General features: G+C 70.2%; 19 protein-coding genes and 1 pseudogene. 16 read left to right on the top strand and 4 right to left on the bottom strand.

The genetic code is table 11. The annotated features are described in order from the left end of the window. Window positions 1–4: 4 nt before the first annotated feature. Both QFZ76_RS03595 and QFZ76_RS03590 read right to left on the bottom strand, forming a co-directional pair. On the bottom strand, window positions 5–2,020 hold the full coding sequence (locus tag QFZ76_RS03595; RefSeq protein ID WP_307672310.1) for a beta-galactosidase: 2,016 nt from the start codon (window positions 2,018–2,020) through the stop codon (window positions 5–7). Between the two features lie 48 nt (window positions 2,021–2,068). Beyond that, window positions 2,069–2,395, bottom strand: a pseudogene (locus QFZ76_RS03590) (carbohydrate ABC transporter permease); the annotation flags it as partial. 101 nt (window positions 2,396–2,496) lie between these two features. Between QFZ76_RS03590 and QFZ76_RS03585 the strand changes: the two are divergent. Continuing rightward, on the top strand, window positions 2,497–2,964 hold the full coding sequence (locus tag QFZ76_RS03585) for a hypothetical protein (protein WP_307672309.1): 468 nt from the start codon (window positions 2,497–2,499) through the stop codon (window positions 2,962–2,964). 266 nt (window positions 2,965–3,230) lie between these two features. Here QFZ76_RS03585 and QFZ76_RS03580 read toward each other — a convergent pair whose 3' ends face one another. Continuing rightward, the gene (locus QFZ76_RS03580; protein WP_307672308.1) at window positions 3,231–4,409 is read right to left on the bottom strand and encodes a Cmx/CmrA family chloramphenicol efflux MFS transporter; all 1,179 of its coding nucleotides are present in this window, start codon (window positions 4,407–4,409) and stop codon (window positions 3,231–3,233) included. 304 nt (window positions 4,410–4,713) lie between these two features. Between QFZ76_RS03580 and QFZ76_RS03575 the strand changes: the two genes are divergently transcribed. The 12 genes from QFZ76_RS03575 (at window position 4,714) to QFZ76_RS03520 (ending at window position 19,345) form a co-directional block, all read left to right on the top strand. After that, complete coding sequence (locus QFZ76_RS03575; RefSeq protein ID WP_307672307.1) at window positions 4,714–6,150, top strand: amidohydrolase; 1,437 nt, start codon at window positions 4,714–4,716, stop codon at window positions 6,148–6,150. Continuing rightward, window positions 6,140–7,180: a LacI family DNA-binding transcriptional regulator gene (locus tag QFZ76_RS03570; RefSeq protein WP_307672306.1), complete on the top strand. Its 1,041-nt coding sequence runs from the start codon at window positions 6,140–6,142 to the stop codon at window positions 7,178–7,180. Before QFZ76_RS03575 ends, QFZ76_RS03570 begins: the two co-directional genes overlap by 11 nt. 85 nt (window positions 7,181–7,265) lie before the next feature. After that, window positions 7,266–8,018: a glutamine amidotransferase gene (locus QFZ76_RS03565; RefSeq protein ID WP_307672305.1), complete on the top strand. Its 753-nt coding sequence runs from the start codon at window positions 7,266–7,268 to the stop codon at window positions 8,016–8,018. A gap of 11 nt (window positions 8,019–8,029) precedes the next feature. Beyond that, complete coding sequence (gene deoD / locus QFZ76_RS03560) at window positions 8,030–8,758, top strand: purine-nucleoside phosphorylase (RefSeq protein ID WP_307672304.1); 729 nt, start codon at window positions 8,030–8,032, stop codon at window positions 8,756–8,758. Window positions 8,759–8,911: 153 nt separating this feature from the next. Beyond that, window positions 8,912–9,976, top strand: coding sequence for a BMP family protein (locus QFZ76_RS03555; RefSeq protein ID WP_307672303.1), 1,065 nt, complete (start codon window positions 8,912–8,914; stop codon window positions 9,974–9,976). Window positions 9,977–9,989: 13 nt separating this feature from the next. Beyond that, on the top strand, window positions 9,990–11,576 hold the full coding sequence (locus QFZ76_RS03550) for an ABC transporter ATP-binding protein (RefSeq protein ID WP_307672302.1): 1,587 nt from the start codon (window positions 9,990–9,992) through the stop codon (window positions 11,574–11,576). Further along, the gene (locus QFZ76_RS03545) at window positions 11,573–12,694 is read left to right on the top strand and encodes an ABC transporter permease (RefSeq protein WP_307672301.1); all 1,122 of its coding nucleotides are present in this window, start codon (window positions 11,573–11,575) and stop codon (window positions 12,692–12,694) included. Before QFZ76_RS03550 ends, QFZ76_RS03545 begins: the two co-directional genes overlap by 4 nt. Then, window positions 12,691–13,626, top strand: a complete 936-nt coding sequence (locus tag QFZ76_RS03540; RefSeq protein ID WP_307672300.1) for an ABC transporter permease — start codon at window positions 12,691–12,693, stop codon at window positions 13,624–13,626. Before QFZ76_RS03545 ends, QFZ76_RS03540 begins: the two co-directional genes overlap by 4 nt. A 109-nt stretch (window positions 13,627–13,735) precedes the next feature. Continuing rightward, on the top strand, window positions 13,736–16,720 hold the full coding sequence (locus QFZ76_RS03535) for an esterase-like activity of phytase family protein (RefSeq protein WP_307672299.1): 2,985 nt from the start codon (window positions 13,736–13,738) through the stop codon (window positions 16,718–16,720). A gap of 94 nt (window positions 16,721–16,814) precedes the next feature. Then, window positions 16,815–17,726 carry an L-dopachrome tautomerase-related protein gene (locus QFZ76_RS03530; protein WP_307672298.1) on the top strand — a complete coding sequence of 304 codons (912 nt, stop codon included), beginning with the start codon at window positions 16,815–16,817 and terminating at the stop codon, window positions 17,724–17,726. A gap of 853 nt (window positions 17,727–18,579) precedes the next feature. Continuing rightward, window positions 18,580–18,885, top strand: coding sequence for a hypothetical protein (locus QFZ76_RS03525; RefSeq protein ID WP_307672297.1), 306 nt, complete (start codon window positions 18,580–18,582; stop codon window positions 18,883–18,885). Next, on the top strand, window positions 18,878–19,345 hold the full coding sequence (locus QFZ76_RS03520) for a MarR family winged helix-turn-helix transcriptional regulator (protein ID WP_307672296.1): 468 nt from the start codon (window positions 18,878–18,880) through the stop codon (window positions 19,343–19,345). Before QFZ76_RS03525 ends, QFZ76_RS03520 begins: the two co-directional genes overlap by 8 nt. Before the next feature lie 717 nt (window positions 19,346–20,062). On the opposite strand, the gene QFZ76_RS03515 is transcribed toward QFZ76_RS03520, so the two are convergent. After that, window positions 20,063–21,076, bottom strand: coding sequence for a helix-turn-helix domain-containing protein (locus tag QFZ76_RS03515; protein WP_373464258.1), 1,014 nt, complete (start codon window positions 21,074–21,076; stop codon window positions 20,063–20,065). Between the two features lie 285 nt (window positions 21,077–21,361). Between QFZ76_RS03515 and QFZ76_RS03510 the strand changes: the two genes are divergently transcribed. Genes QFZ76_RS03510 through QFZ76_RS03500 form a run of 3 tightly spaced genes read left to right on the top strand, consistent with a single transcriptional unit; the run spans window position 21,362 to window position 22,589 of the window. Then, complete coding sequence (locus QFZ76_RS03510) at window positions 21,362–21,745, top strand: MmcQ/YjbR family DNA-binding protein (protein WP_307679918.1); 384 nt, start codon at window positions 21,362–21,364, stop codon at window positions 21,743–21,745. An 8-nt stretch (window positions 21,746–21,753) separates the two neighbouring features. Further along, window positions 21,754–22,116 carry an MmcQ/YjbR family DNA-binding protein gene (locus QFZ76_RS03505; RefSeq protein ID WP_307672295.1) on the top strand — a complete coding sequence of 121 codons (363 nt, stop codon included), beginning with the start codon at window positions 21,754–21,756 and terminating at the stop codon, window positions 22,114–22,116. A gap of 47 nt (window positions 22,117–22,163) precedes the next feature. Further along, the gene (locus QFZ76_RS03500; protein WP_307672294.1) at window positions 22,164–22,589 is read left to right on the top strand and encodes a PPOX class F420-dependent oxidoreductase; all 426 of its coding nucleotides are present in this window, start codon (window positions 22,164–22,166) and stop codon (window positions 22,587–22,589) included. Window positions 22,590–22,663: the final 74 nt, after the last annotated feature.

Genomic DNA, 22,663 nt, shown 5'->3' with positions numbered 1-22,663 from the left:
CGGGTCAGCGTGGCTCGCGGACGACGGCGACGCCTCCCGGTGGGATGGTGACGGTTCCGGTGATCGGTGTGCCGGTGAGGAGTTCGACGCCGTCGGCGGGTGCTTCGGCTCCCTTTCCGGCGTGGTCGATGAGGAACAGGTAGTCGGCCTCCGTGCCGCGGCGCCGGACCACCTCGATCCCGGCGGGCGCCTCGTGCTCCGGTGTGACGCCGGCCTCCCGGCGCACGTGGTGGAGCAGGGTGGCGAGCGTGTCCTGGTCGGGGTGGGTGGCCAGATACCAGGCGGTGCCGTCGCCGTGGTGGTGGCGGGTGACGGCGGGGTGGCCGGCCAGTGGGCCGTCGGCGTAGGAGGCGACGGTCTGCGCGCCGGTGAGCCGGACACGTTCGGACCACAGGTCGGCCGTGGCGCCCGTAGGTACCTCGCCGCTCAGGCCGGCGGTCTCTCCGGGAAGCAGGGGGAAGAGTTCGTCGGTGACCACGCCGAGGAGATCGCGGAACGCGCCGGGATACCCGCCGAGGAACACATGGCCGTTCTCGTCGACCACGCCGCTGTGGAAGCCGATGGCCAGCGTGCCCCCGCGTTCGGTGAACCGGGCGAGGTTCGCGGCGGCTGCCTCCGTCACCAGGTACAACGACGGCGCGAGGACGAGTTTGTAGCGGTCGAGCCCGGGCTCGCCGGGGCGTACGAAGTCGACGGCGACCCCCGCCCGCCACAGGGGTGCGTACCAGTCGCGCACCAGATCCTGGTAGCGCAGTTCGCCGCTGGGCTGGGCGGGCAGTTCCAGCGCCCAGCGGGCGTCCCAGTCCCACACGATCGCCACGTCCGCACTCACGCTGCTGCCGCGCACCTCGGCCAACGCTCGCAGGTCGGCGCCGAGTTGGACGACGTCCCGCCAGATCTGGCTGTCGGTGCCGGCGTGCGGCAGCATCGCCGAATGCCACTGCTCGGCTCCCGCCTTCGACGCACGCCACTGGAAGAACGCGATGCCGTCGGCGCCGTGGGCCACGTGGGCCAGTGCGTTGCGCCGCATCTCTCCGGGGCGCTTGGCGCGGTTGACCTGCTGCCAGTTGACGGCTCCGGTCGAGTGCTCCATGAGGAACCACGGGCCGCCCGCGAGCGACCGCATCAGGTCGCCGCTGAGGGCGATGTCGATCTCCGCTTCCGGGTCGTCGGACATCAGGTAATGGTCGTTGGAGAGGATGTCCAACTCGGGTGCCCAGCGCCAGTAGTCGAGGGCGTCGAAGGTGCGCAGGACCATGAGGTTGGTGGTCGCGGGGATGTCCGGAGCGGCCCGGTGCAGCACGTCGCGTTCGGCGGTGCACAGTGAGAGCAGTTCGTCGGAGCAGAACCGGCGCCAGTCCAGCTGGTGGGTGGGGTTGGGGACGGCACCGGTGGCGCGGGGCGGGATGATCTCGTCCCAGTCGTAGTACCACTGGCTCCAGAAGGTGGTGCCCCAGGCGCGGTTGAGCGCGTCCAGGTCGTCCTCGTAGCGGGTGCGCAGCCAGGTACGGAAGGCGGCGGCGCTGGTGTCGCAGTAGCAGGCGGCGTTGTGGCAGCCGTATTCGTTGTGGATGTGCCACATGGCGACGGCCGGGTGGGCGGCGTAGCGGTCGGCGAGGGCTTTCGCGATACGCAGCGCCGCTCTGCGGTAGGCGGGGCTGCTGGGGCAGAAGGTCTGGCGGCTGCCGTACGACAGCCGCCGGCCGTCCCGGTCGACCGGCAGCGCCTCGGGATACGCCCTGAAGAACCAGGCGGGCGGGCAGGCGGTCGGGGTCGCCAGGTCGGCGGCGATGCCGTTCTCGTGGAGCAGGTCGAGGATCCTGTCGAGGCGCGAGAAGTCGTACTCGCCCTCGGACGGTTCGAGCAGCGCCCAGGAGAAGATGCCGACGCTGACCATGGTCACCCCGGCCTCGCGCATCAGGCGCGTGTCCTCGGCCCAGGTCTCCTCGGGCCACTGCTCGGGGTTGTAGTCACCTCCGTAGGCGATTCCGGGAATCCGAAGACGGCGTGCGGTACTCACTGGTGGTGCTCCGGGAGAGGTAGGAGAAACAGGTGACAGGACGGGTTGTCAGCCCTTGTTGGCGCCGAGGGTCAGTCCGCTGACGAACTGGCGCTGGAGCACGAAGTAGACGATCAGGGTGGGGATGGCGGTGAGCAGGGCGCCGGCGGCGACCAGGTTGGGGTCGGTGAAGTACGCGCCGGTGAGGTTGTTCAGCGCGGAGGTGATGGGCATGTTCTCGCCGGTGGAGATGAGGACCAGGGCCCAGAAGAAGTCGTTGTAGATCCAGATGGACAGGAGTGTGGCCAGGGCGGCCATCGCCGGGCGGCACAGCGGCAGCACGATCTGCCAGTACATGCGCCACACCGAGGCGCCGTCGACGAGGGCGGCTTCGGTCGGCTGTGTCTTGGACAGCACAAGTCGGAAGTTCTTGCCGGGCTTCCAGCATCCTCGCTGCGGAGGGAACCGTTCCGCCACGGTGCGGTATCTGGCCCGGCATGGGTTTAGTGATGTTGTTCTTCGGGCTGTGTTTCATGGGCGGGTGGGCGGCGGCCATCGGTGCGTTGGTGTACGCCGTCGTCACGCTGGTGCGCATTTGGCCGCGGGACTGGGTGCGGCACGACGGACACCTGGCGGTACGGCTACTGGTGCCGACGCCCGTGTACGTGCGCCTCGACGTGGCACTTGCCGTGTTGGCCTTCCTGGTCGACCTGTGGCTCGTGTCGGCGGCCATCGTGTTCGGTTCGGACGGCGTCTTCACCGAGGACTGGATGGGGTACCCCGGCATGACGGATCCCTCCGGGCAGGGATATCAGGCGGGAGTGGTGCACGCACTGCGGACGATGGCGTGGTGGACCTCCGGGATCGCGGTCCTGTGCCGGTGCTGGATCACAGCCGGCGTACAGGTGTGCGTGCTGCCGTTGGCGGCATGGTGGATCGGATCGTTCGACACCTACTACACCTGACGTGTGCGGCCGACCACGGGCCCCGGCCTCGCACTCGAGCCGAGCCGAGCGGCCCCTGACCCTGGTTCAGAGGGAAGACCGCAGCCTGAACACCACGTCAAACTCTCGTGATAGCAGCCCAAGTTGGACCGATCGGCCATGTGGGCACTTGCGCAACGTGTCCGTGCGGGCTGTGGGGCAGGTGATGGGACGAGCGCCCCAAGCGTTCTGGAGTCACACGGTTCAAGGCTGGCAAGGCCAGGGACGCTGGGGCGAAATTCGCTTCGTCACTGGAGCACCTCGGCGCGTCGGCCGGCCGCGAGCACGGCGCGGAAGGGGAACGCAATGAGCAGTGTGATCGCAACCAGGAGCCCGCTTGCCCACAGCGGTCCGAGGTTCCCGGCCGCGGTGCTGAGGGTGGTTGCGGCGAGGAGGGGGCCGACGGCGGCGCCGACGTTGAGTGCCGCGGTCGCATACGACCCGGCCATGGTGGGGGCTTCCGCGGCCTCATAGAGGACCCGTGTGATCAGGGTGCTGCCCAGCGCGAACGACAGGGCGCCCTGCACGAACGCGAGGGCGAACAGGGCGACCGGCTCGTCGGCCAGCACCGCCAGGGCCGGCCAGCCGACGAGCAGCAGCGGGCCGCCGACTGCGATGACCAGACCGGGACGCTGGTCGGACAGCCGGCCGGCGACGGTGACCCCGGCGAAGGAACCGGCGCCGAAAAGCACCAGAACGACAGAGATCCACAATTCTCCCAGCCGGGCGGTGTCGGTCACGACGGGGGCGAGGAAGGTGAAGCTGCCGAACGTGGCTGCGTTCACCAGCGCGCCGAGCAGCATCACCAGAATCAGTGGCTGCCTTGTGAGCTGGGCGAGCTCCGCTTGCAAGGCTGGTCCGCCAGTCGCCTCTTCGTTCACACGTTCCGCCGGGATCGCCTTCAGGATGCCGAGAGCCGCCGGCAGGCAGAGAGCGGCGACGGCCCAGAATGCGGCCCGCCAGCCGAGCACAGTGCCCAGTACCGACCCACCGGGGACACCGGCGATCGTGGCCACCGTCGTGCCTGACAGCAGCACGGCCAGCGCACGTCCCCTCTTGTCGGGCGAGACCAGCGTGGCGGCAGCCGTCAGAGCGACGGCAAGGAACCCCGCGTTCGCGAGCGCGGCGACGATCCGGGTGGCGAACAGGACCGGGAAGCTCGTGGTGATGGCGCCCACGGCGTGAGCTGCCGCGAAAGTGAGGATAAACCCGAGAAGGCCGGAGCGCCTGGGCCAGGTGCGGGCGAGCGCGGCCACCAGGGGAGCACCGACGACCATGCCGACCGCGAAGGCCGAGGTGAGCGTGCCTGCTGTTCCGACGGTGACGTCGAGATCCGAGGCGATGTCCGGCAGAAGGCCGGCGAGCATGAACTCCGAGGTGCCCATGGCGAAGACCGCCATGGCAAGCAGATACAGCGGGAGAGGCATATCGAGTGGCTCCGAGGTGAGGAGAAGCACGAGAAGGTCATCTCGTCACCGCGGCCAGCCCCAAGGGCACCCTCGCCCGGCCGCAGAACGCGGCGCGACGACAGGGCTACGAGCTCAGTGGTTCAGGGGGCTGACGGCGTGACCGAAAGCCCCGACCTTGTCTGACTCAGGACTCGACATGGCCCGCACGGTACCCGGCTGATGCCCGTAGAGGCACCCTGGTTTTACCGGCATGGGATCGCCGATCGCCCGGTCCGGCGTCCGATGGTTGTGCAAAACGTTTTGGATATCTAGCTTGTGCGCCATGAGCGACAGAACGCCTCCGCGGACCGGCCGCCTCCTGGTGAGGGGCTGTGATGTGTTGCGGGTCCCGTCCCACGGCGAGTGCGAGATCCTGCGGGCACAGGACATCGTGGTGGCGGACGGCGTCATCGAGGAGGTGCGGCCGACCGGCACCCTCGGTGCGACCGGCACTCCCGGCCCGCTCGGCGCCTCTGGTCCGCTCGACGTCTCCGGCCCGACCGGCCCCTCCGGTGCGGGCCACGCGGTGGACGTGATCGACGGGCGCGGGCTGCTGGCCGTTCCCGGTCTGGTCAACGCGCACACGCACAGCCCCATGGTGCTGATGCGCGGCGCGGCCGAGGACGTGACGGTCGAGGGCTGGTTCAACGACCGGGTCTGGCCGATGGAGTCCAACCTCACCCCCGCCGACGTACGGATCGGGGCCAGGCTCGCCTGCGCCGAGATGATCCGCTCCGGTGTGACCACCTTCGCCGACCACTACTTCTTCCCCGAGCAGATCGCCGAGGCGGTCGCCGAGACCGGGCTGCGGGCCGACATCGCGCCCACGTACTTCAGCAGCCGGGGCGAGGAGGCCCTGGCGGACACGGTGAAGTTCGCGGAGGCCTGGCACGGCCGTGCCGACGGCCGGGTCACCGTCTCGCTCGGGCCGCACGCGCCGTACACGGTCGACGACGGCGACCTGCGCACCCTCGCCGGGCACGCCCGGCGGCTCGGCCTGCGGATGCACATCCACGCCGCCGAGCACCTGGAGCAGACGCAGTCCAGCCTGGAGCGACGCGGTGTCACGCCGATCCGGGTGCTGCACGAGACCGGGGTTCTGGACGCCGGCGCGCTGATCGCGCACGGCTGCGGGATCGTCGAGCAGGATCTGCCGTTGCTGGCCGAGTACGCCGGAACGACCGCCGTGGCCTGCTGTCCAAAGGTCTATCTCAAGCACGCCCTGTCCCCGCTCACCCCGGTCCGCGACCTGCTCGCCACCGGAGTGACGGTCGCCGTCGGCACGGACGGTGCCGCCGGCCACAACACGCTCGACGTGTGGGAAGCACTGCGGCTGGTCGCCCTCACCCAGAAGCAGGCGGTACGGGACGCCACCTGGATGACCGTCTCCGACACCCTGCGCCTGGCCATGCGCGGCGGGGCCCGAGCTCTCGGGTTGCAGCGAGAGATCGGGGCGCTGGAGCCGGGCATGCGCGCCGACATCGTCCTCACCGACCTGTCCGGGCTGCACTGCCGTCCGCTGCACGATCCGCGCGCCGCGCTGGTCTACAGCGCCCGCGCCAGTGACGTACGGACGGTCGTCGTCGACGGCCGGGTCCTGATGCGCGACGGCCGGCTGCTCACCGTGGACGAGCCGGCGCTGCTGGCCGAGGCCGACACTCGGGTGGCCCGCATCCTCGACACCTCGCACGGCGGGGCGGTGCAGCACTATGACCCCTGAGCCGTACAACCGGGCGGCCGTCCGGCGACCCGCGTCCATCAAGGACGTGGCCGCCGCGGCAGGCGTCAGCGCGACCACCGTCTCCCACGTCCTCAGCGGCAACCGGCCGGTCAACGAGCACACCGCCGCGCGGGTCCGCAGCGTCGTCAACCGGCTCGGCTATGTCCCGGCCTCGCTGGCCCGCAGCCTCCAGGCCGGTTCCACCTCGGTGATCGGCCTGCTGATCCCCGACATCAGCAACACCTTCTTCGCCGAACTCGCCAAGGGCGCCGAGGACGCCGCCCACGACCTCGGCTACGGCCTGATCCTGTGCAACACCGAGTTCGACGCCGACCGCGAGGACCGTTACCTCGGCATGATCCGCAGTCGGTTCATCGACGGCATGGTGTACGCCTCGGGGTCCGCGCCGTCCCGGCGGCGGCTGGAGGCACTGATGGGCAAGTTCCCCATCGCGCTCGCCGACGAGGAGGTCGAGGGCCTGGAAGGCGCCCTCATCGCCACCGCCGACCACGAGGCGGGCGGGCGACTGGTGGGGGAGCACCTCCGGTCGCTCGGCCACCGCCGGGCCCTGATGCTGACCGGCCCGCGTGCCTTGAAGAGCAGCAACGCCCGCGCGAACGGTTTTGTGCGGGCCTTCCGCGGCGAGGTCGTCGAACGTGTCGGCGACTTCAAGGAGACCTCCGGACACGGCCTCGTCGCCGAACTCCTCCAGGACGGCGGTCTCCCCGGGGACTGCACGGCCGTCTTCGCGGCCAACGACCTGATGGCCTTCGGTGCCCTCCTGGCGCTGAGGGAGTCGGGGCTGTCCGTGCCGGACGATGTCTCGGTGGTCGGCTTCGACGACATCCGGGCGGCCTCGCTGGCGCATCCGCCCCTGACCACCGTCCACCAGCCGGCCTACGACGTGGGCCGCACGGCCACCGCCCAACTCCTCCAGTACGTCACCCGGGGCGAGGTCCCGCCCGCCTCCCGGCACACCCTTCCCGTCGAACTGAAGGTCCGCGGCAGCACGGCACCAGTCACCCGCTGACCCTGACCTGACCCCAACTGTCCGCGCGCCGCACGGAGTTGCCGTGCCGCGCGGCAATGCCCCCTGCCTCGAAAGGCGGTTCGCCATGCCCAGAGTGCTCGTTGTCGGCGAGTCCTGGTTCACCTACACCGTCCACCAGAAAGGCTTCGACGCCTTCCACAGCTCCGAGTACACGGAGGGCGGAGGCGCCTTCCTCGAGGCGCTCCGCTCCCGCGGCCACGAGGTGACCTATGTGCCCTCGCACGAGATCCCGACCCGGGTTCCGGCCACCGCCGACGGCTTCGACGCGTACGACGTCGTCGTCATCAGCGATGTGGGCGCCAACAGCTTCCAGCTCCCGCCGGAGACCTTCAACCACTCCGTCCCCTCCCTCGACCGGTCCGAGCTGGTGCGCGGCTTTGTGGAGCGGGGCGGCGGGGTGCTGATGATCGGCGGCTATCTGACCTTCAGCGGGATCGACGCCCGCGCACGATGGGGACGCTCCCCGCTCGCCGCCGCCCTGCCGGTGACGATGCTGGACCGCGACGACCGGGTGGAGCTTCCGGCAGGCGCCGTCCCCGAGGTGGTGGGCGAGCACGCCGTCGTCCAGGGACTGGACCGGTCCTGGCCCGCGCTCCTCGGCCTCAACGAGGTCACCGCGCGACCGGAGGCGACGCTGCTGGCCGAGTGCGCCGGGCACCCCCTGCTCGTCGTCGGCAGCGGCCACGGCACTGGCAGATCAGCGGCGTTCACCTCCGACGTGGCACCGCACTGGGCGCCGCCGCCCTTCCTGGACTGGAAGGGCTACCCCGAGCTGTGGGACCGGCTGGTGCGCTGGCTCGCGGGGGCGGAGCTGTGACGCCCGGACAGGTGAGCAGGCCGGTCACCGGCACCCCTCACATCGCGGCCCGGCCGGGCGACTTCGCGCCGATTGTGCTGATGCCAGGCGATCCGCGCCGCGCCCGCCGGATCGCCGAGACCTTCCTGCAGGACGCACGGCAGGTCACCGACGTACGCGGCATCCTCGGCTACACGGGAAGCCACCGGGGCGTATCGATGTCGGTCCTCGCCTCCGGCATGGGTATCCCGTCCGTGACGATCTACGCGACGGAGCTGTTCCGTCACTACGGCGTGCGCAGGATCGTCCGGGTCGGCACAGCCGGCGCGATCCCGGCCTCGGTGTCCGTACGGGACGTGGTGATCGCCTCCGCCGCGCACACCGACTCCAGCCTCAGCCGCGTCCTCATCGACGGCGTGACCCTCGCGCTCGCTCCCTCCTACCGGCTGCTGCGCGCCGCCGCGGACGCCGCCGAGAAGGAGCCCACCGCCGTGCACATCGGACCGGTGTTCAGCAGCGACCACTTCTATCTCGACCGCCCCGCCCTCTTCGACGCCCTGGAGCGCCGGGGCACGCTCGCGGTCGAGATGGAGGCGGCGGGACTGTACGCCGTGGCCTGTGCCGAGGGCGCCGAGGCCCTCGCCGTGCTGACCGTCTCCGACCACCTCCGCACCGGTGAGGCCCTCACCGCCGAGGAACGCGAGACGGACTTCGACCGGACGCTGCGTATCGCCGCGTCCGCGCTGCTGACCGATGTCTGATGACCGATGTCTGAAATTCCCACACCGGAAATCAAACAGAAACCGGGCAACGTAGCCAAAACGTTTTGCACTTTCTACTGTCAACGCAGCCGCTCACTCAGCAACGAAATGATCAGGAGACCGATGATGCGATACGGAAGAAGCGCCGCCCTCGTGGTGACAGGGATGCTCGCGCTGGCCGCGTGCGGAGGGTCGGGCGGAGACGATTCCGGAGCGGCATCCTCCGGCAAGCCGCGTATCAAATTGGTGATCAATGGCGGGCTGGGCGACAAGTCGTTCTTCGACTCCGCCTACGCGGGTCTGAAGAAAGCCGAGAAGGACCTCGGCTACGAGCTCAAGGTCGTTGAGCTGGGTTCCGACCGCACCAAGTGGGAGCCCGGATTCGAGGACGCCGCCTCGGCCGACGACTACGACATCCTCGCCGCCGGGACCTTCGAGGTCACCGAGTACATCGGCGAACTCGCCCCGCAGTTCCCGGACAAGAAGTTCTGGCTGTTCGACGCCCCGGTCGACTACAGCGGCAAGAACGGCGGCTGTTCCAACAAGTGCGAGAACGTCTACTCCGTCACCTTCAAGCAGAACGAGGGTGGTTATCTCGCGGGATTCCTGGCCGAGAAGCTGGTGGCCGCGAAAGCACTCAAGGGAACCGAATCGCTGAAGAAGGTCGGCGTCATGGGCGGCGTGAAGATCCCGTTGATCGAGGACTTCGTCGTCGGTTTCAAGTCGGGCTTCCAGGCCGCCGGCGGAAAGAACTCCGACGTCCTCGTGCAGTACGTGGGCGGCGACAAGCCGTTCGGCGACCCCGCAAAGGGCAAGGAGATCAGCACCGCCATGTACGGCCAGGGCGCCGCGCTGGTGTGGCCGGTCGCCGGGCTCTCCGGACTCGGCACCTTCGAGTCGGCCGTCGGCGCCAAGCGGTACACGTTCGGTGTCGACTCGGACCAGTACCAGACCCTCACCGACCAGGCGCAGAAGAACACCGTCGTCACCTCCATCCTCAAGAACGTCGGCAACGCCCTGTACAAGGCCGCGCAGGAGGACCAGAAGGACTCCCTGAAGTACGGCGCCGTCTCCACCGTCGGCCTCGCCGAGGACGCGGTCGGCTACGTGAACGACGACCACTTCAAGGAGTTGGTGCCCGAGACGATCCGCACCGAGGTCCAGGAAGCCGCAGACAAGGTCAAGTCCGGCTCCGTCACGGTGCCCAGCGCCCTCTAATCGAACGGCCTTGATGATGAACGAGCCATGGGGCAAGGACGGACCGGCCGTCGCCGCCCGCCAGGTCACCAAGACCTACGCCAACGGGGTGCGCGCGGTCCGCGCCGTGGACCTGGAGGTCCCGCCGGGCGAGATCCGGGCGGTCGTCGGGGAGAACGGCGCGGGCAAGTCCACGCTGATGAAGCTGTTCTACGGCCTGGAGCAGCCGAGCGCCGGCGAGATCCTGGTCGGCGGACGGCCCCGTGTGCTGCGGGGCCCCGCCTCGGCGATCGCGCTGGGCGTGGGCATGGTGCACCAGAACCTGATGCTGGTGCCGTCCTTCACCGTCGCCCAGAACGTCGTCCTCGGCGTCGAGCCGGGCCGTCGCGGAATGGTCGACCCGAAGACGGCCGTGGAGACGACCGCCCGGCTCGCGGAGGAGTCCGGACTCGTCGTGGACCCCAAGGCACGCGTCGACGAGGTGTCGGTCGGCATGCGGCAGCGCACCGAGATCCTCAAGGCACTCCACCGGCGGGCCCGCGTGCTGATCCTCGACGAGCCGACCGCCGTGCTCACCCCGCAGGAGACCGAGGATCTCTTCGCCGCCGTGCGCCGGCTGCGCGACGGCGGGATGACCGTGCTGTTCATCTCGCACAAGCTGCGCGAAGTACGGGAGATCAGCGACAAGGTGAGCGTGATGCGCGCCGGCTCCCTCGTGGGCACGGTCGCCACCGCCGACGCCACCGAGCGCTCGCTCGCCTCCATGATGGTCGGCCGCGACATGTCCCTGGACGTGGACCGCACCCCGGCCCGCCCCACGGAGACCACCCTGCGGGTCCGAAGCCTCCGCTACGACGCCCCGACCGGCCAGTCCCTGCACGGCCTCGACTTCGACGTGGCCGCCGGGGAGATCGTCGGCGTGGCCGGCATCGAGGGCAACGGCCAGAGCGAACTCGCCGAGATCCTCGCCGGGTTGCGCCGCCCCACCACGGGCACCGTCCACGTCGGCGGCACCGACACGGCCGGCCTCGACGTGGCAGGACACCGCCGGGCCGGCATCGGCTACGTGCCGGAGGACCGGCTGCACAACGGCGCCGCCCTCGACGCGTCCATCGCCGACAACCTCGTCGTCGACCGCCACGACCGCCCGCCCCTCGCCCGACGCGGCATCCTGCACCCGGGCGCCGTACGCGCCCACGCCGACCGTCTGATCGACCAGTACGCCATCCGCACCCCCGACCCGTCGGTCCCGGTGCGCGCACTGTCCGGCGGCAACATGCAGAAGGTCATCGTCGCCCGCGAACTCTCCGCAGGACCACGCCTGTTGATCGCCTCGCAGGTCACCCGCGGGGTGGACATCGGCGCGATGCGGTTCATGTACGAGCGCCTCGTCGCCGCACGTGACACGGGCGCCGCCGTCCTGCTGATCTCCGCCGACCTCACCGAACTCCTCGCCCTGTCCGACCGGTTGCTCGTCCTCAAGGACGGCCGCCTGGTCGCCCGGTTCGACGACACGAGCGGCCTCACCGAGAAGCGGGTCGGGCTCTACATGCTCGGCGTCGAGGAGCACGACCACGACGACCTGACGGCCGGTCTGGAAAACCTGGGGGAGACGCCGTGACCACCACCCCCATGACCGCGATCGAGATCGAGGACCGGAGCCAGTACCGCGCGACCCGGCGCCGCGACTTCGCCGTCGACCTCAGCATGGCCCTGGCCACTATCCTCGCCGCCCTGGCCATCGGCTTCCTCGTCATGCTCGCCACCGGCAACGACCCGATCCGCGCCTACGAGGCGATGCTCACCGGCCCGCTCGACCGCTCCTTCCGCGTCGGCCGCTGGCTGGAGGACGCCACCACGCTCACCCTGCTCGGGCTGTCGGTCGCCATCCCCTTCCGCGCCCGCCAGATCAGCCTCGGCGCCGAGAGCCAGGTCTACGCCGGTGCGCTGGCGGCCGCGACCGTCGCGATCTTCCTGCCGCTGCCGCCCGTCGTCGCCGTGATCGTGCCCATGGCCGCGGCAGCCGCGGCGGGCGCCGGAATGGGCCTGATTCCGGGATCGATGAAGGCACGCCTCGGCGCCAACGAGATCGTGGCGACGCTGATGCTCAACGCCATCGTCGTCCGCGTCTACGACTACCTGGTCAACGGCCCGCTGAAGGAGCCGGGCAGCAGCGCCGTGCACTCCGAGTCCATCCAGCAGGACTCCGTGCTCACGCCGCTGAGCGACGTCTTCGGCATCCCACTGGGCCGCGCCAACATCGGCCTCGGGGTCATGCTGCTGACCGCCGTCGCGCTGTGGCTGCTCATCACCCGCACCCCGCTCGGCTACCGCATCCGCATGACCGGCGCCAACCCCGACTTCGCGGCCTACGGCGGCATCCGCGTGCCCCGGGTCATCGAGTGGAGCTTCGTCATCGGCGGCGCCGTCGCCGGGCTGGCCGGAGCCCATCTCGTCCAGGGCGTGTACGGGCGGCTCGAACCCGGGCTCGCCGGAAGCCTCGCCTTCGAAGGGATCGTGGTCGCGTTGCTGGCCAGGAACAACCCGCTGGTCGTCGTGGTCGCCGGATTCTTCTACTCCTACCTGCGCGCCGGGGGCGACATCATGGAACAGCAGACGGACGTCGGCACCGAGATCGTGGTGGTCATCCAGGCGGTCATCGTGCTCCTGGTCACCGCCCAGGCCCTGCCCAACCTCCTCAAGCGGCGCATGGCGCGGAGGCAGGTGGGCGTCCGATGAGTTCCGTGCTCGACGTCGTCCTCAGCAGCGCCTTCCTGGCGGCCGTACTGCGGATCGCCACGCCGTACCTGCTCGCCGCGTTCGGCGGGCTGGTCGCCGAACGCGCCGGCATCAGCAACATCGCCCTGGACGGCCAGATGCTCTCCGCCGCCTGCACCGGGGCGCTGGTCGCCGGCTACAGCGGCTCCGTCGCGCTGGGCGCGGTCAGCGGCGTCGCGATGGCGACACTCCTGGGCCTGCTGCTCGCCGCGCTGCGCCTGGAGCTGGGCGCCGACGCGATCATCGCGGGCATCGGCCTCAACCTCCTCGCCTCCGGCGGCACCGCCTACGCCGTCTACAGCCTCCTCGACGACAAGGGCGGCACCACCGGCCTGAAGAGCGGCAGCCTGCCGACGGTCACCCTGCCGGGTATCGAGAACATCCCGGTGGTCGGCGATGTGCTGAGCGGCCAGAACATGGTCACCTGGCTGGCCTTCCTGGCGGCGCCGTTCGTGGCCTGGCTGTTCTTCCGCACCCGCTTCGGCTTCCACCTGCGCGCGGTCGGCGAGATGCCGGACGCCGCGGCCTCGGTCGGGATCGCGGTACGTCGTGTCCAGTACACCGGACTCGCCCTCAGCGGGGCCCTCGCAGGACTCGCCGGGGTCTTCCTCAGCATGGGCTACGTCTCCTTCTTCGTACGGGACATGACGGCCGGCCGCGGTTTCATCGCCCTCGCCGCCGTGTTCCTCGGCGGCCTGCGGCCGTGGGGTGTCTTCCTCGCCGCGCTCGGCTTCGGAGCGGCGGAGGCACTGGCCGTGCAGCTCGGCACCCTCGACGTACCACCGCAGCTGGTGTCGACGATTCCGTACGTGATGACGCTGGTCGCCCTCGCCCTGTACGCGTGGCGCCGCAAGCGCCGGGGCCGCGCCGTGCCGGCGGCCGCCTCACTCTGACGCCTCGTCAACCCCCCTCTCACCGGGCTCTCCCACTCGCCCGCCCGCACCTCGCCGGGAGAACGGGTCGGCGAGCCATGCCCGCACGCCTCCCTTCGGAAGGACACTCATGCGCCACAAATCCCCAGTACGCCGCAGACGCGCGCTCCTCGCCTCCCTCGCCGCGGCCGGCCTCCTCGGCAGCCTGGCCCTCACCAACGGCTTCGCGGCGGAACCGGAGGCAGATGCCTCCGGGAAGCCGCAGGACGTCCGGCTCCTCGACACCCTCACGGTGCCCGCCGGGACGACGGAGTTCGGCATGCCGTTCGGCGGGCTGTCGGGAATCGACTACGACCCGCGGTCCGGCGAGTACGTCGCCCTCAGCGACGACCGTTCGGAGAACGGCAAGGCCCGCTTCTACCGCCTCCGACTCCCGCTCGACGGGGCGGCCTTCGCCGGTGACAAGCCCGACCTCGACGGCCTGACCGTGCTCGCCGACACCACCGGCGACCCCTTCGCCCCGAAGGCGGTCGACCCCGAGGCGATCCGCTGGACCCCCGGCGGCAAGAGCCTGCTGTGGACCAGCGAGGGCGCCTCCTCCGCCGGGCAGCCCGCATTCGTCCGCGAGGCGGACACCTCCGGCGGGTATGTACGCGAACTGCCGCTGCCCAAGGCGTACGCCCCCGTCCGCTCGGCCTCGGGCACCCTCACCGCCGGAGTGCGCAACAACCAGGCCCTCGAAGGGCTCACCCTCTCCCCGGACGGGAGCAAGGTGGCCACCATCACCGAGAACGCCCTCGTCCAGGACGGCCCCGCGGCCGGACTGACCGCCAAGAGCCCGTCCCGGCTCCTGCTGATGGACCGTAAGACAGGGGAGCCGGAAGCCGAGCACGTCTACGAGGTCGACCCGATCTCCGACGCACCCACCGCGCCTTTGCCCGCCCCGGTCGGCACGTACTCGGCTGACCGCGGAGTCTCCGAGATCCTCGCGATCAACGAGACCGACTACCTCACCGTCGAACGGTCCTTCGCCTCCGGTGTCGGCTTCTCCATCCGCCTCTACTGGACCAGCACCATCGGCGCGACGGACGTAGGCGGCAAGGAGGCCCTGTCCGGCACCGAGAAGCCGATGCCGAAGAAGCTGCTGTACGACTTCACCACCTCCGGTACCGACGCGGACAACGTCGAGGGCATCACCTGGGGGCCGCGGCTGCCCGACGGCTCCCGCTCTCTCGTCCTCGTCGCCGACGACAACTTCGGCTTCAACGGCAGTGTGACCAAGTTCCATCTGCTGTCGGTCCGTTCGGGGCTACTGGCGCACCGCACACCGGACGTGAACGGCGACGGCTCTGTGAACGCCAAGGACTTGGCAGCCGTCCCGACCGCCGGCCCGGCCGGAGACCTCGACGGCAACGGCCGTACGGACGCCGCCGACGTCCGGTTGTGGATCTCGTACACCCGCGCCTTCCCCACAGCCCAGAAGCCGCCGTCCACCGTCGACGTCCAGCTGCTGTCCTTCAACGACTTCCACGGCAACCTGGAGCCGCCCACCGGGCGCGACGCCAACCTCGGTTCCAAGCTCGACCCGAAGTCCACACCGGTCGGCGGCGCGGAGTACCTCGCGGCCCGGCTGGGCCAGCTCCGGCAGGGCACCGACACCTCGCTGACCGTCGCCGCGGGCGACATCATCGGCGCCAGCCCCTTCCTGTCCGGCCTCTTCCACGACGAACCCACCGTCGAATCCATGGAGAAGCTCCACCTGGACGTCACCAGCGTCGGTAACCACGAGTTCGACGAGGGCACCGAGGAACTGCTGCGGATGCAGCACGGGGGCTGCCACCCCGAGGACGGCTGCTTCATCGAGGGCGAGCCGTACGACGGCGCGGCGTTCCCCTGGCTGGCCGCCAATGTCATCGACAGAGACTCCGGCAAGCCCCTCTTGGCGCCCACCTGGGTGAAGAAGGTGGACGGGGTGAAGGTCGGCTTCATCGGCATGACCCTGGAGGGCACCCCCGAGGTCACCGGCCAGTCCGGCATCACGTCCGTATGCTTCCTCGACGAGGTGCAGACCGCCAACGCCTCCGCCCGTGAACTGCGCCGCCAGGGTGTGGAGGCGATCGTCGTCCTGTTGCACGAGGGCGGCGTGCAGGCTGGATCGTACGGGCAGTGCGACGGCATCTCCGGCCCGATCGTCGACATCGCCAAGAGCCTCGACCCGGCGATCGACACCGTGGTGACCGGCCACACCCACCAGCCCTACATCTGCTCCCTGCCCGACCCGGCCGGCAACCCCCGCCTGGTCACCTCGGCGTCGTCGTTCGGCCGGGTGGTCACCGAGACCCGGTTGCCGGTGGACCGCCGTACCGGCGACGTCGTACGGGAGCAGGTCGCCGCGATGAACCACCTCGTCACCCGCGGCGCCAAGGACGCCGATCAGACCGCCGTCATCGACAAGTGGAAGTCCCTGTCGGCGCCGCTGGCGAACCGGGTCGTCGGCAGCGTGACGGCCGACATCACCCGCTCCGAGACCCGCGACGCCGAGTCCGATCTGGCGAACCTCGTCGCCGACGCCCAACTCGCCGCCACCTCGGCACCGGAGCGCGGCGGGGCCCAGATCGCCCTGATGAATCCGGGCGGGGTGCGGGCGGACCTGGTGCACGGGTCGTCGACTGGCGGGGAGGCACCCGGCGAGATCACCTACGCCGAGGCCTTCGCCGTACAGCCCTTCGCCGGGTCGCTGGTCTCCGTGAACCTGACGGGCGCGCAGATCGAGAAGATCCTGGAGGAGCAGTTCAACGACTCCGGCACCCGGGCACCCACCCTCATGCTCGGCGTCTCCAAGGGCCTGACGTACTCCTTCTCCCACAGCGCGCCGGTCGGCGACCGCATCGACCCGGCGTCGATCACGCTCAACGGCGAACCCCTGCTGCCGGACGCCACCTACCGGGTGACCGCCAACACCTTCCTCGCCGCCGGCGGCGACGGCTTCACCACCTTCGCCGAGGGCACCGACACCGTCGGCGGCGGGGACGACATCGCGGCCCTCACCGACTACCTCACCGCCCACAGCCCGGTCGCCCCACCCGGCACGGACCGTGTGACCGAACTGCCCTGACGAAAGCCGAGGCAAGCAGAGTCCCCGAGAGCGGCTGCTGGACGCGGCGGCCGCGCTCACCATCACCGTCGCCGAACTGCGCGGCGGGAAACCGGTGGCCTACCCCGACGCCGAGGTGAACCGCGAGGACGCCTCCGACCTGGCCGGGCACTTCCAGTCGGTGCAGAGCGTCGTCGTCGACCCGGCCGACCGGCTCTGGATCCTCGACACCGGAAGCCCGCTGTTCGCCGGGTCCTCCTACGGCGGTCCCAAGCTCGTGGCGGTCGACCTGCGCACCGACCGGATCGTACGGAAGATCCTCTTCCCGCCCGAGGTGGTGTCGGCGAACAGCTACCCCAACGACGTGCGCTTCGACCTGCGGCGCGGCGCCGAGGGCATGGCGTTCATCACCGACTCGGGCGGCTCGAACGGCGTGATCGTGGTCGACCTCGCCACGGGCCGCTCCTGGCGGCGACTGGCCGGGCATCCCTCGGCGCTCGCGGACAAGCAGTTCCTTCCGGTCATCGAGGGCGAGCCCTTCATGGTCCGCCCCGCGGGCGGCGAGCCCACGTACTACGAGACCGGCTCCGACGGCATCGCTCTCAGCGCCGACGGCACGCGCCTGTACTACTGCCCGCTGTCCAGCCGCCGGCTGCACAGCGTGTCCACCGACGCCCTCGCCGACCCGGACGCCACGGACACCGAGGTGGCGGCGACGGTCGAGGACCTCGGGTTCAAGCCGATGGCCGACGGCCTGGAGAGCGACGACAAGGGGCGGCTCTACGGCGGCGACCTGGAACACAACTCCCTCTGGCGCAGGAGCCCGAACGGCACCTACCGGACCCTCGCGCAGGGGAGCGACCTGATCTGGGTCGACACCCTGTCCGTCGCCCCGGACCGGCACCTGTACGCCATCGCCAACCAGCTCAACCGGCTGTCGCCCTTCCACGAGGGCAAGGACCTGCGCCGCAAGCCCTATCTCCTGGTCCGCCTGCCGATCGACGCCGGGCCGGTCAGGCTCGTGTGACCTCTCCGGCTCGCCTCAGGCGGCCGGCTGGACGTGCTGACCGGCATCGTCTACGTCCTGGGCTCAGGCGTGACCTGGCGCGAGATGCTCGTTGCTGTTCCGCGGTCGCGTTCAGGGAGAACCATCGCCGCTACGACGAATAAGTGCGCGAAGAGAACTTGCTGTGCACCCACACCTGAGGATCCCTCGGCGGGTCGTGGCCGTCCGCGATGCCCAACACACCGTCCGCCGCAGCGCGGAGGCGCACGCCGCCCGGCTCGTGGCACGCGTACGCCCGATGTGATGACCCGCCTGCGCGATCCCCGACAGCGAGGACGGCACGCTCACGCCGTCGTGTCGACCGACTCCTGCCACGGACCGCCGTGGCGAACGAAGCGAGGCGGAAGCCGGTCATCGGTTGCCGCCTCGCACATGAGCCGCTTTGAGGTCGGCGCGGGGAGCTGCGGCTGTCAGCAGCCGCAGCCCGCCGTATGAGCAAAGGTCGTCGCGGCCGACGCCACCGAGGTGCCGGAGGCCGACTCCTGGTCCTGGGCGATGCGGCCGTGCAGCATGTTCTCCTGGCCGAACATCTCGCGGCGACGCTGCGAACGCGCCTGGAGTCGCTGTGGGGCAACTGACCGCTCCTGCTCCGGAGTTCACCGGGGACTGACCGAGAACACCGAAGAGGACGCCGTCCGGGGAACGACGGTGTCCCCTTCGAGTTCAGCGCGCCCTCGGCCCGACTTCCCGACCTGTCAGAAACTGGTGCTCGACCTGCAGTCCCGCCGCACATCTCGGCCGGCCAGGTGAAGGGTTCGCCTTCGCGGCGGGCCGGACCGCCGCCGATCCCGCGCCCAGGACCACGCCGCGGGCCGTGGGGGAGTGCGTGGTACGAGCGGGCACGGACGGGGCGACCCCGCTGCTGCCACAGCTGGCGGACATGCGGGACGCGGCCCGCAAGATCGCCCTGGCCGTGGCGAAGGCCGCGGTGGAGGACGGTGTCGCCCCCGAGGCCACGGAGGCCGAGCTGCGCGACGCGATCTGGGCGACGCAGTGGACACCGCGATACGCGTCCTGCCAGCGGAGGCCCGGACGCCGTGCGCGGGCCGGTGTCCTGATGGGTCGCCCTTCGCCAAGCTGGATGACCTATCAACTCATTTACACTCGCTTGTATGGATGAAGAGGTGCGGTGGTTGACGGCGGAGGAGCAGCACGCCTGGCGGAGCTTTGTTCGGTTGCATGAGCGGCTGGGGGGCCGTCTGTCACGCATGTTGCAGAGCGAGTCGAAGCTCTCGGCCGCGGACTTCGCCGTGCTGGTCAGTCTCACGGATGTGCCGGACGGCCGGCAGCGTTACCAGGATCTGGGTCGGGCGCTCGAGTGGGAGAAGAGCCGGATGTCCCACCACATCGCACGGATGGCCGGACGAGGGCTGGTGATCCGCGAGGAGTGCCCCGAGGACGCCCGGGGAGCGTTCGTGGTGATCACGGACGCCGGGCGGGTGGCGATCGAGGCGGCGGCTCCGTTGCACGTGGAGGCTGTGCGAGAGCTGTTCCTGGACCATGTCACCCCGGCGGAGCTGCGGACTCTGGCCGACATCTCCGACCGAGTAGTGGCGAAGCTGGACGAGGACCCCGCCTGAGCGGCTGCACGGGCCTGCGGCCGCGTCGGCAGGGCCGGTGACCCGGGTCTTGTGACGCGCAGCGATAGTTGGGCCCACCGCAGTGCTCCTCGGCCGCTGAGCGCCCTCGCATTGTCCTGGACGTCGGAGCCGGAGGCCCCTCCTCGTCAGGCGTGGGGCGGGGCGGGGCGGGGCCGGTGGCGATGGGTGACGCGTCAGCGTCGGAGGCGTCGAGGTCGCTGTTGGCGGTCACGGCATGGAGGCGGAGGAGGGCTCCGGCGCTGTGCAGCACCTATGGCACCGCTTGCGCGATGACCTGGGGCCGCAGCACCCTGGTCCGACCACCCGCTCCGGTCCTGGCCGGCGCCGCGGACAGCGTGGGCGACGTCGAGATCGCGGCCGTGCACGGCTTCCGTGTCTCCTCCCTGATCGAGACAGCCGCCACGCTCCTCCGACTGATCCTGGCCCTCTACCTGCTCCGCCAGTGCCTGAGGCTCCGGCCGAGGCAGCGGGCTGAGCCCCGATCCGCATGGCGACTTCCGGTCCGTCGTGCGGTCCCTCAGCCGAGATGTGTTGCGGCCCGCGTGAGGCTCCCCTCGATCCGGCCCAAGACCTCGAGAGCCTCGGCACTCGGTTTGTCCATGCCTGTGAGCCTAGGGATCCTCTGGCGCGGGCCTGAAGTGGAATCCTCATCACACGGCACGCGATGCTTTGGGATATCCACCGGCGGGGGTGCTCTCAGGGATCCGGGGTGGTCTGACGGGCCGCGTAGGCGGCGGGTGTGAGGCCGGTGTGCTGTCGGAAGAAGCGGCCGAAGTTGGCCGTGCCGGTGAAGCCGAGGTGGTCGGCGACCGCGCGGGCGGTCCACCGGGCGTGGCCGAGCAGTCGGCGTGCTTCGAGCAGGCGGCGCTGGTCGATGACCTGCCGTGCTCCGGTGCCGGCGGCGGCCCGGGTGGCGCGGCTGAGGGTTCGTACGGAACAGCCGAGCAGCCGGGCGTAGTCGTCGACGTGGTGCAGCTCGCGGAAGTGCATCTCCAAGGCGTCCAGGAATCGTTCGTAGACCGGCATGTCTCCCGGGTTCCTGGCATCAGTGTTGTTGGCCGAGGAAGTGTTTCCGGTGGTGACCGGAGTGTGTGCGATGTCCGGTGAGTTGGCGAGACGTAGCAGCAGGGCTTCGAGGAGGCTGCACCGCAGGGCGTGATGGGTCGCGAGCGGGCGGCGTCCCAACGCACGGTGTTCGTCGAGGAGTTGGAGCGCGGTCTGTTCCAGCCAGGGGGCGTCGTCGGGATGCGGGGTCAGCACGGCGGGGGCGTCGTGCGAGGTGACGGGAGCCAGCCGGCGGGCGATGTCGGGCCGGAGCGCCTCCGGTTCGAACAGGATGAAGGGGCCACGGGCGGTGCTGGGGTCGTGCCAGCACTGCACGTGCCCGGGGCGCACCCACAGCCACTGGCCGGGAGCGACGGTGCGTGTGACGTGATCGACGTCGTGCCGCAGTTCACCCTCCGTGACGTGGATCAGGTAGTGGAAGGTGGCCCGGCCCGGACGGGGCGGATTCCACGGCCAGTCGTCGTGGTCGGCGTGGAAGTCCTCGACGGTGGTCACTTCCAGGCCGTACGGCGTACCGACCGGGGGCTGGAAGCCGTACAGCGGGACGGACGCGGGCTCTGCGCGTGCGGCGGAGTCGGGCCGCGAGACGAAGAGGGCGGCGGAAGCCTGCTCCGGCCTCGGCGGGTGTCGCCTGTCGACCATCATGTGTCCGCAGTTTACCGGCCGCATTGTCGTCCGCGGGAAGAGGATGGGGACCGCGGCCCGCGCATGCGTGCCGTCAGCCAGATGGCTCGCACCGGCAACGAGCTCCCCGGACGCGACGGCAGCGAGATCCTCCTGGACATCGCCCGTCGCCTTTCCCGCGGAGGGCCCCCTGCGCGGGACAGCGCGGATGCAGGGCGACTGCTGTTCGTACTGATCATGCTGGAAGCGACAATCCGCGCCCTGACCGCCGGTCGGGGCGTTCGATCGATGAAGGAGCTGATGACCATGGACGGAGAGACGCTGCAGAAGACCGCGGCCGACTGTGCCGAGGAACTTCCCGGGGCCGGGCTGGAGCACCCGTTCGGGCCCGAGTGGGAGGTGTACAAGGTGCGCGGCAAGGTTTTCATGCTCATGACGCAGGTGACGGGTGAGCCGATGGTGATTCTCAAATCGGCCCCCGACGAGGCGGCCGCCCTGCGTCACGAGCACGTCGAGATCACCCCCGGCTACCACATGAACAAGAAGCACTGGATCACGCTGGAAGGCGGGAACACGATCGACGAGACGCTGGTGAAGGAGCTCGTGACCGACTCCTACCGACTTGTCGTCAGCGGGCTCGCCAAGTCCCAGCAGCCCGTCGACCCGCACACCTACGGCCGCCGCGTCTGACCTCCGGCATGTCCTTCAGCGGCACGAAGCTCCAGGACACCGCGCGCCGCACCGCACTCGCGCTGGCGGGAGTCGGCCACGGGCGCCCGTTCACCGAGCAGCTGGACGTCTACAAGGTGGCGGGCAAGGTCTTCCTGATCGTCACCGACGACCCGGACGAACTCATCGTCACCCTCAAGGCGGAACCGGAGTACGGGCGGCTGCTGCAAGGCCAGTACCCCTCGCTCACTCCGGGCCGCTACCTCGACAAGCGGCACTGGATCTCCGTAGGAGCCGGCCGGGGCATCACCGCGGACCTCGTCGCCGAACTCGTCGACCACTCCTACCACCTCGTCCTGGAGACGGTTCCGCGCAACCGCCGTCCCGAATGACCAACCGGCCAACCGACCAACCGGCCAACCACGGAAAAGGACCGCCCATGCACACCATGTCGACCGAGGAATGGCACGCCTTCGTCACCCGCGGCGCGGCCACCGGACGGTTCGCCACCGTCGGGGCCGGCGGCACGCCGAACATCACCCCCGTTTGGTACGTCTTCGACGGCGAGGCATTCCTGTTCACCACGGGTGGCGCGACGGCCAAGGCCCGCAACCTGCGGCGCAATCCCCGCGCATCCCTCTGCGTCGCTGACGACGCGCCTCCCTTCGCCTACGTCGAAGCGCGTGGCGAGGTGACGCTCAGCGAGGACCTCGACGAACTCCTCCATGTCGCCACCAGGGCCGGTGCCCGGTACATGGGCGCGGACAAGGCTGAGGAGTTCGGCAAGCGCAACGCCGTCCCCGGCGAACTCGTCGTCCGCCTGCACCCCACCAAGGTCATCGCCTACGGCGGCGTCACCGACTGATGAACACCCGGCCGCTCTCCACGTCCACCGCGCGCGGCCTGGAGCCAAGGACCCGCCCATGAAGAACCGGCGAG

The organism is Streptomyces sp. V4I2, assembly GCF_030817655.1.
GTDB classification, from domain to species: Bacteria; Actinomycetota; Actinomycetes; order Streptomycetales; family Streptomycetaceae; genus Streptomyces; species Streptomyces plumbiresistens.
The sequence above is the reverse complement of the archived record's forward strand: the minus strand, read 5'-3'. Positions and strand labels throughout refer to the sequence as shown.

Bases quoted from the DNA above. Each gene is read 5' to 3' on its own strand.
- QFZ76_RS03500 (WP_307672294.1), top strand. From the start codon at position 22,164: ATGCACACCATGTCGACCGAGGAATGGCACGCCTTCGTCACCCGCGGC.
- QFZ76_RS03575 (WP_307672307.1), top strand. From the start codon at position 4,714: ATGAGCGACAGAACGCCTCCGCGGACCGGCCGCCTCCTGGTGAGGGGC.
- QFZ76_RS03585 (WP_307672309.1), top strand. From the start codon at position 2,497: ATGGGTTTAGTGATGTTGTTCTTCGGGCTGTGTTTCATGGGCGGGTGG.
- QFZ76_RS03510 (WP_307679918.1), top strand. From the start codon at position 21,362: ATGGACGGAGAGACGCTGCAGAAGACCGCGGCCGACTGTGCCGAGGAA.
- QFZ76_RS03570 (WP_307672306.1), top strand. From the start codon at position 6,140: ATGACCCCTGAGCCGTACAACCGGGCGGCCGTCCGGCGACCCGCGTCC.
- QFZ76_RS03580 (WP_307672308.1), bottom strand. From the start codon at position 4,409: ATGCCTCTCCCGCTGTATCTGCTTGCCATGGCGGTCTTCGCCATGGGC.
- QFZ76_RS03550 (WP_307672302.1), top strand. From the start codon at position 9,990: ATGATGAACGAGCCATGGGGCAAGGACGGACCGGCCGTCGCCGCCCGC.
- QFZ76_RS03535 (WP_307672299.1), top strand. From the start codon at position 13,736: ATGCGCCACAAATCCCCAGTACGCCGCAGACGCGCGCTCCTCGCCTCC.
- QFZ76_RS03565 (WP_307672305.1), top strand. From the start codon at position 7,266: ATGCCCAGAGTGCTCGTTGTCGGCGAGTCCTGGTTCACCTACACCGTC.
- QFZ76_RS03515 (WP_373464258.1), bottom strand. From the start codon at position 21,076: ATGATGGTCGACAGGCGACACCCGCCGAGGCCGGAGCAGGCTTCCGCC.
- QFZ76_RS03540 (WP_307672300.1), top strand. From the start codon at position 12,691: ATGAGTTCCGTGCTCGACGTCGTCCTCAGCAGCGCCTTCCTGGCGGCC.
- QFZ76_RS03520 (WP_307672296.1), top strand. From the start codon at position 18,878: ATGGATGAAGAGGTGCGGTGGTTGACGGCGGAGGAGCAGCACGCCTGG.
- QFZ76_RS03505 (WP_307672295.1), top strand. From the start codon at position 21,754: ATGTCCTTCAGCGGCACGAAGCTCCAGGACACCGCGCGCCGCACCGCA.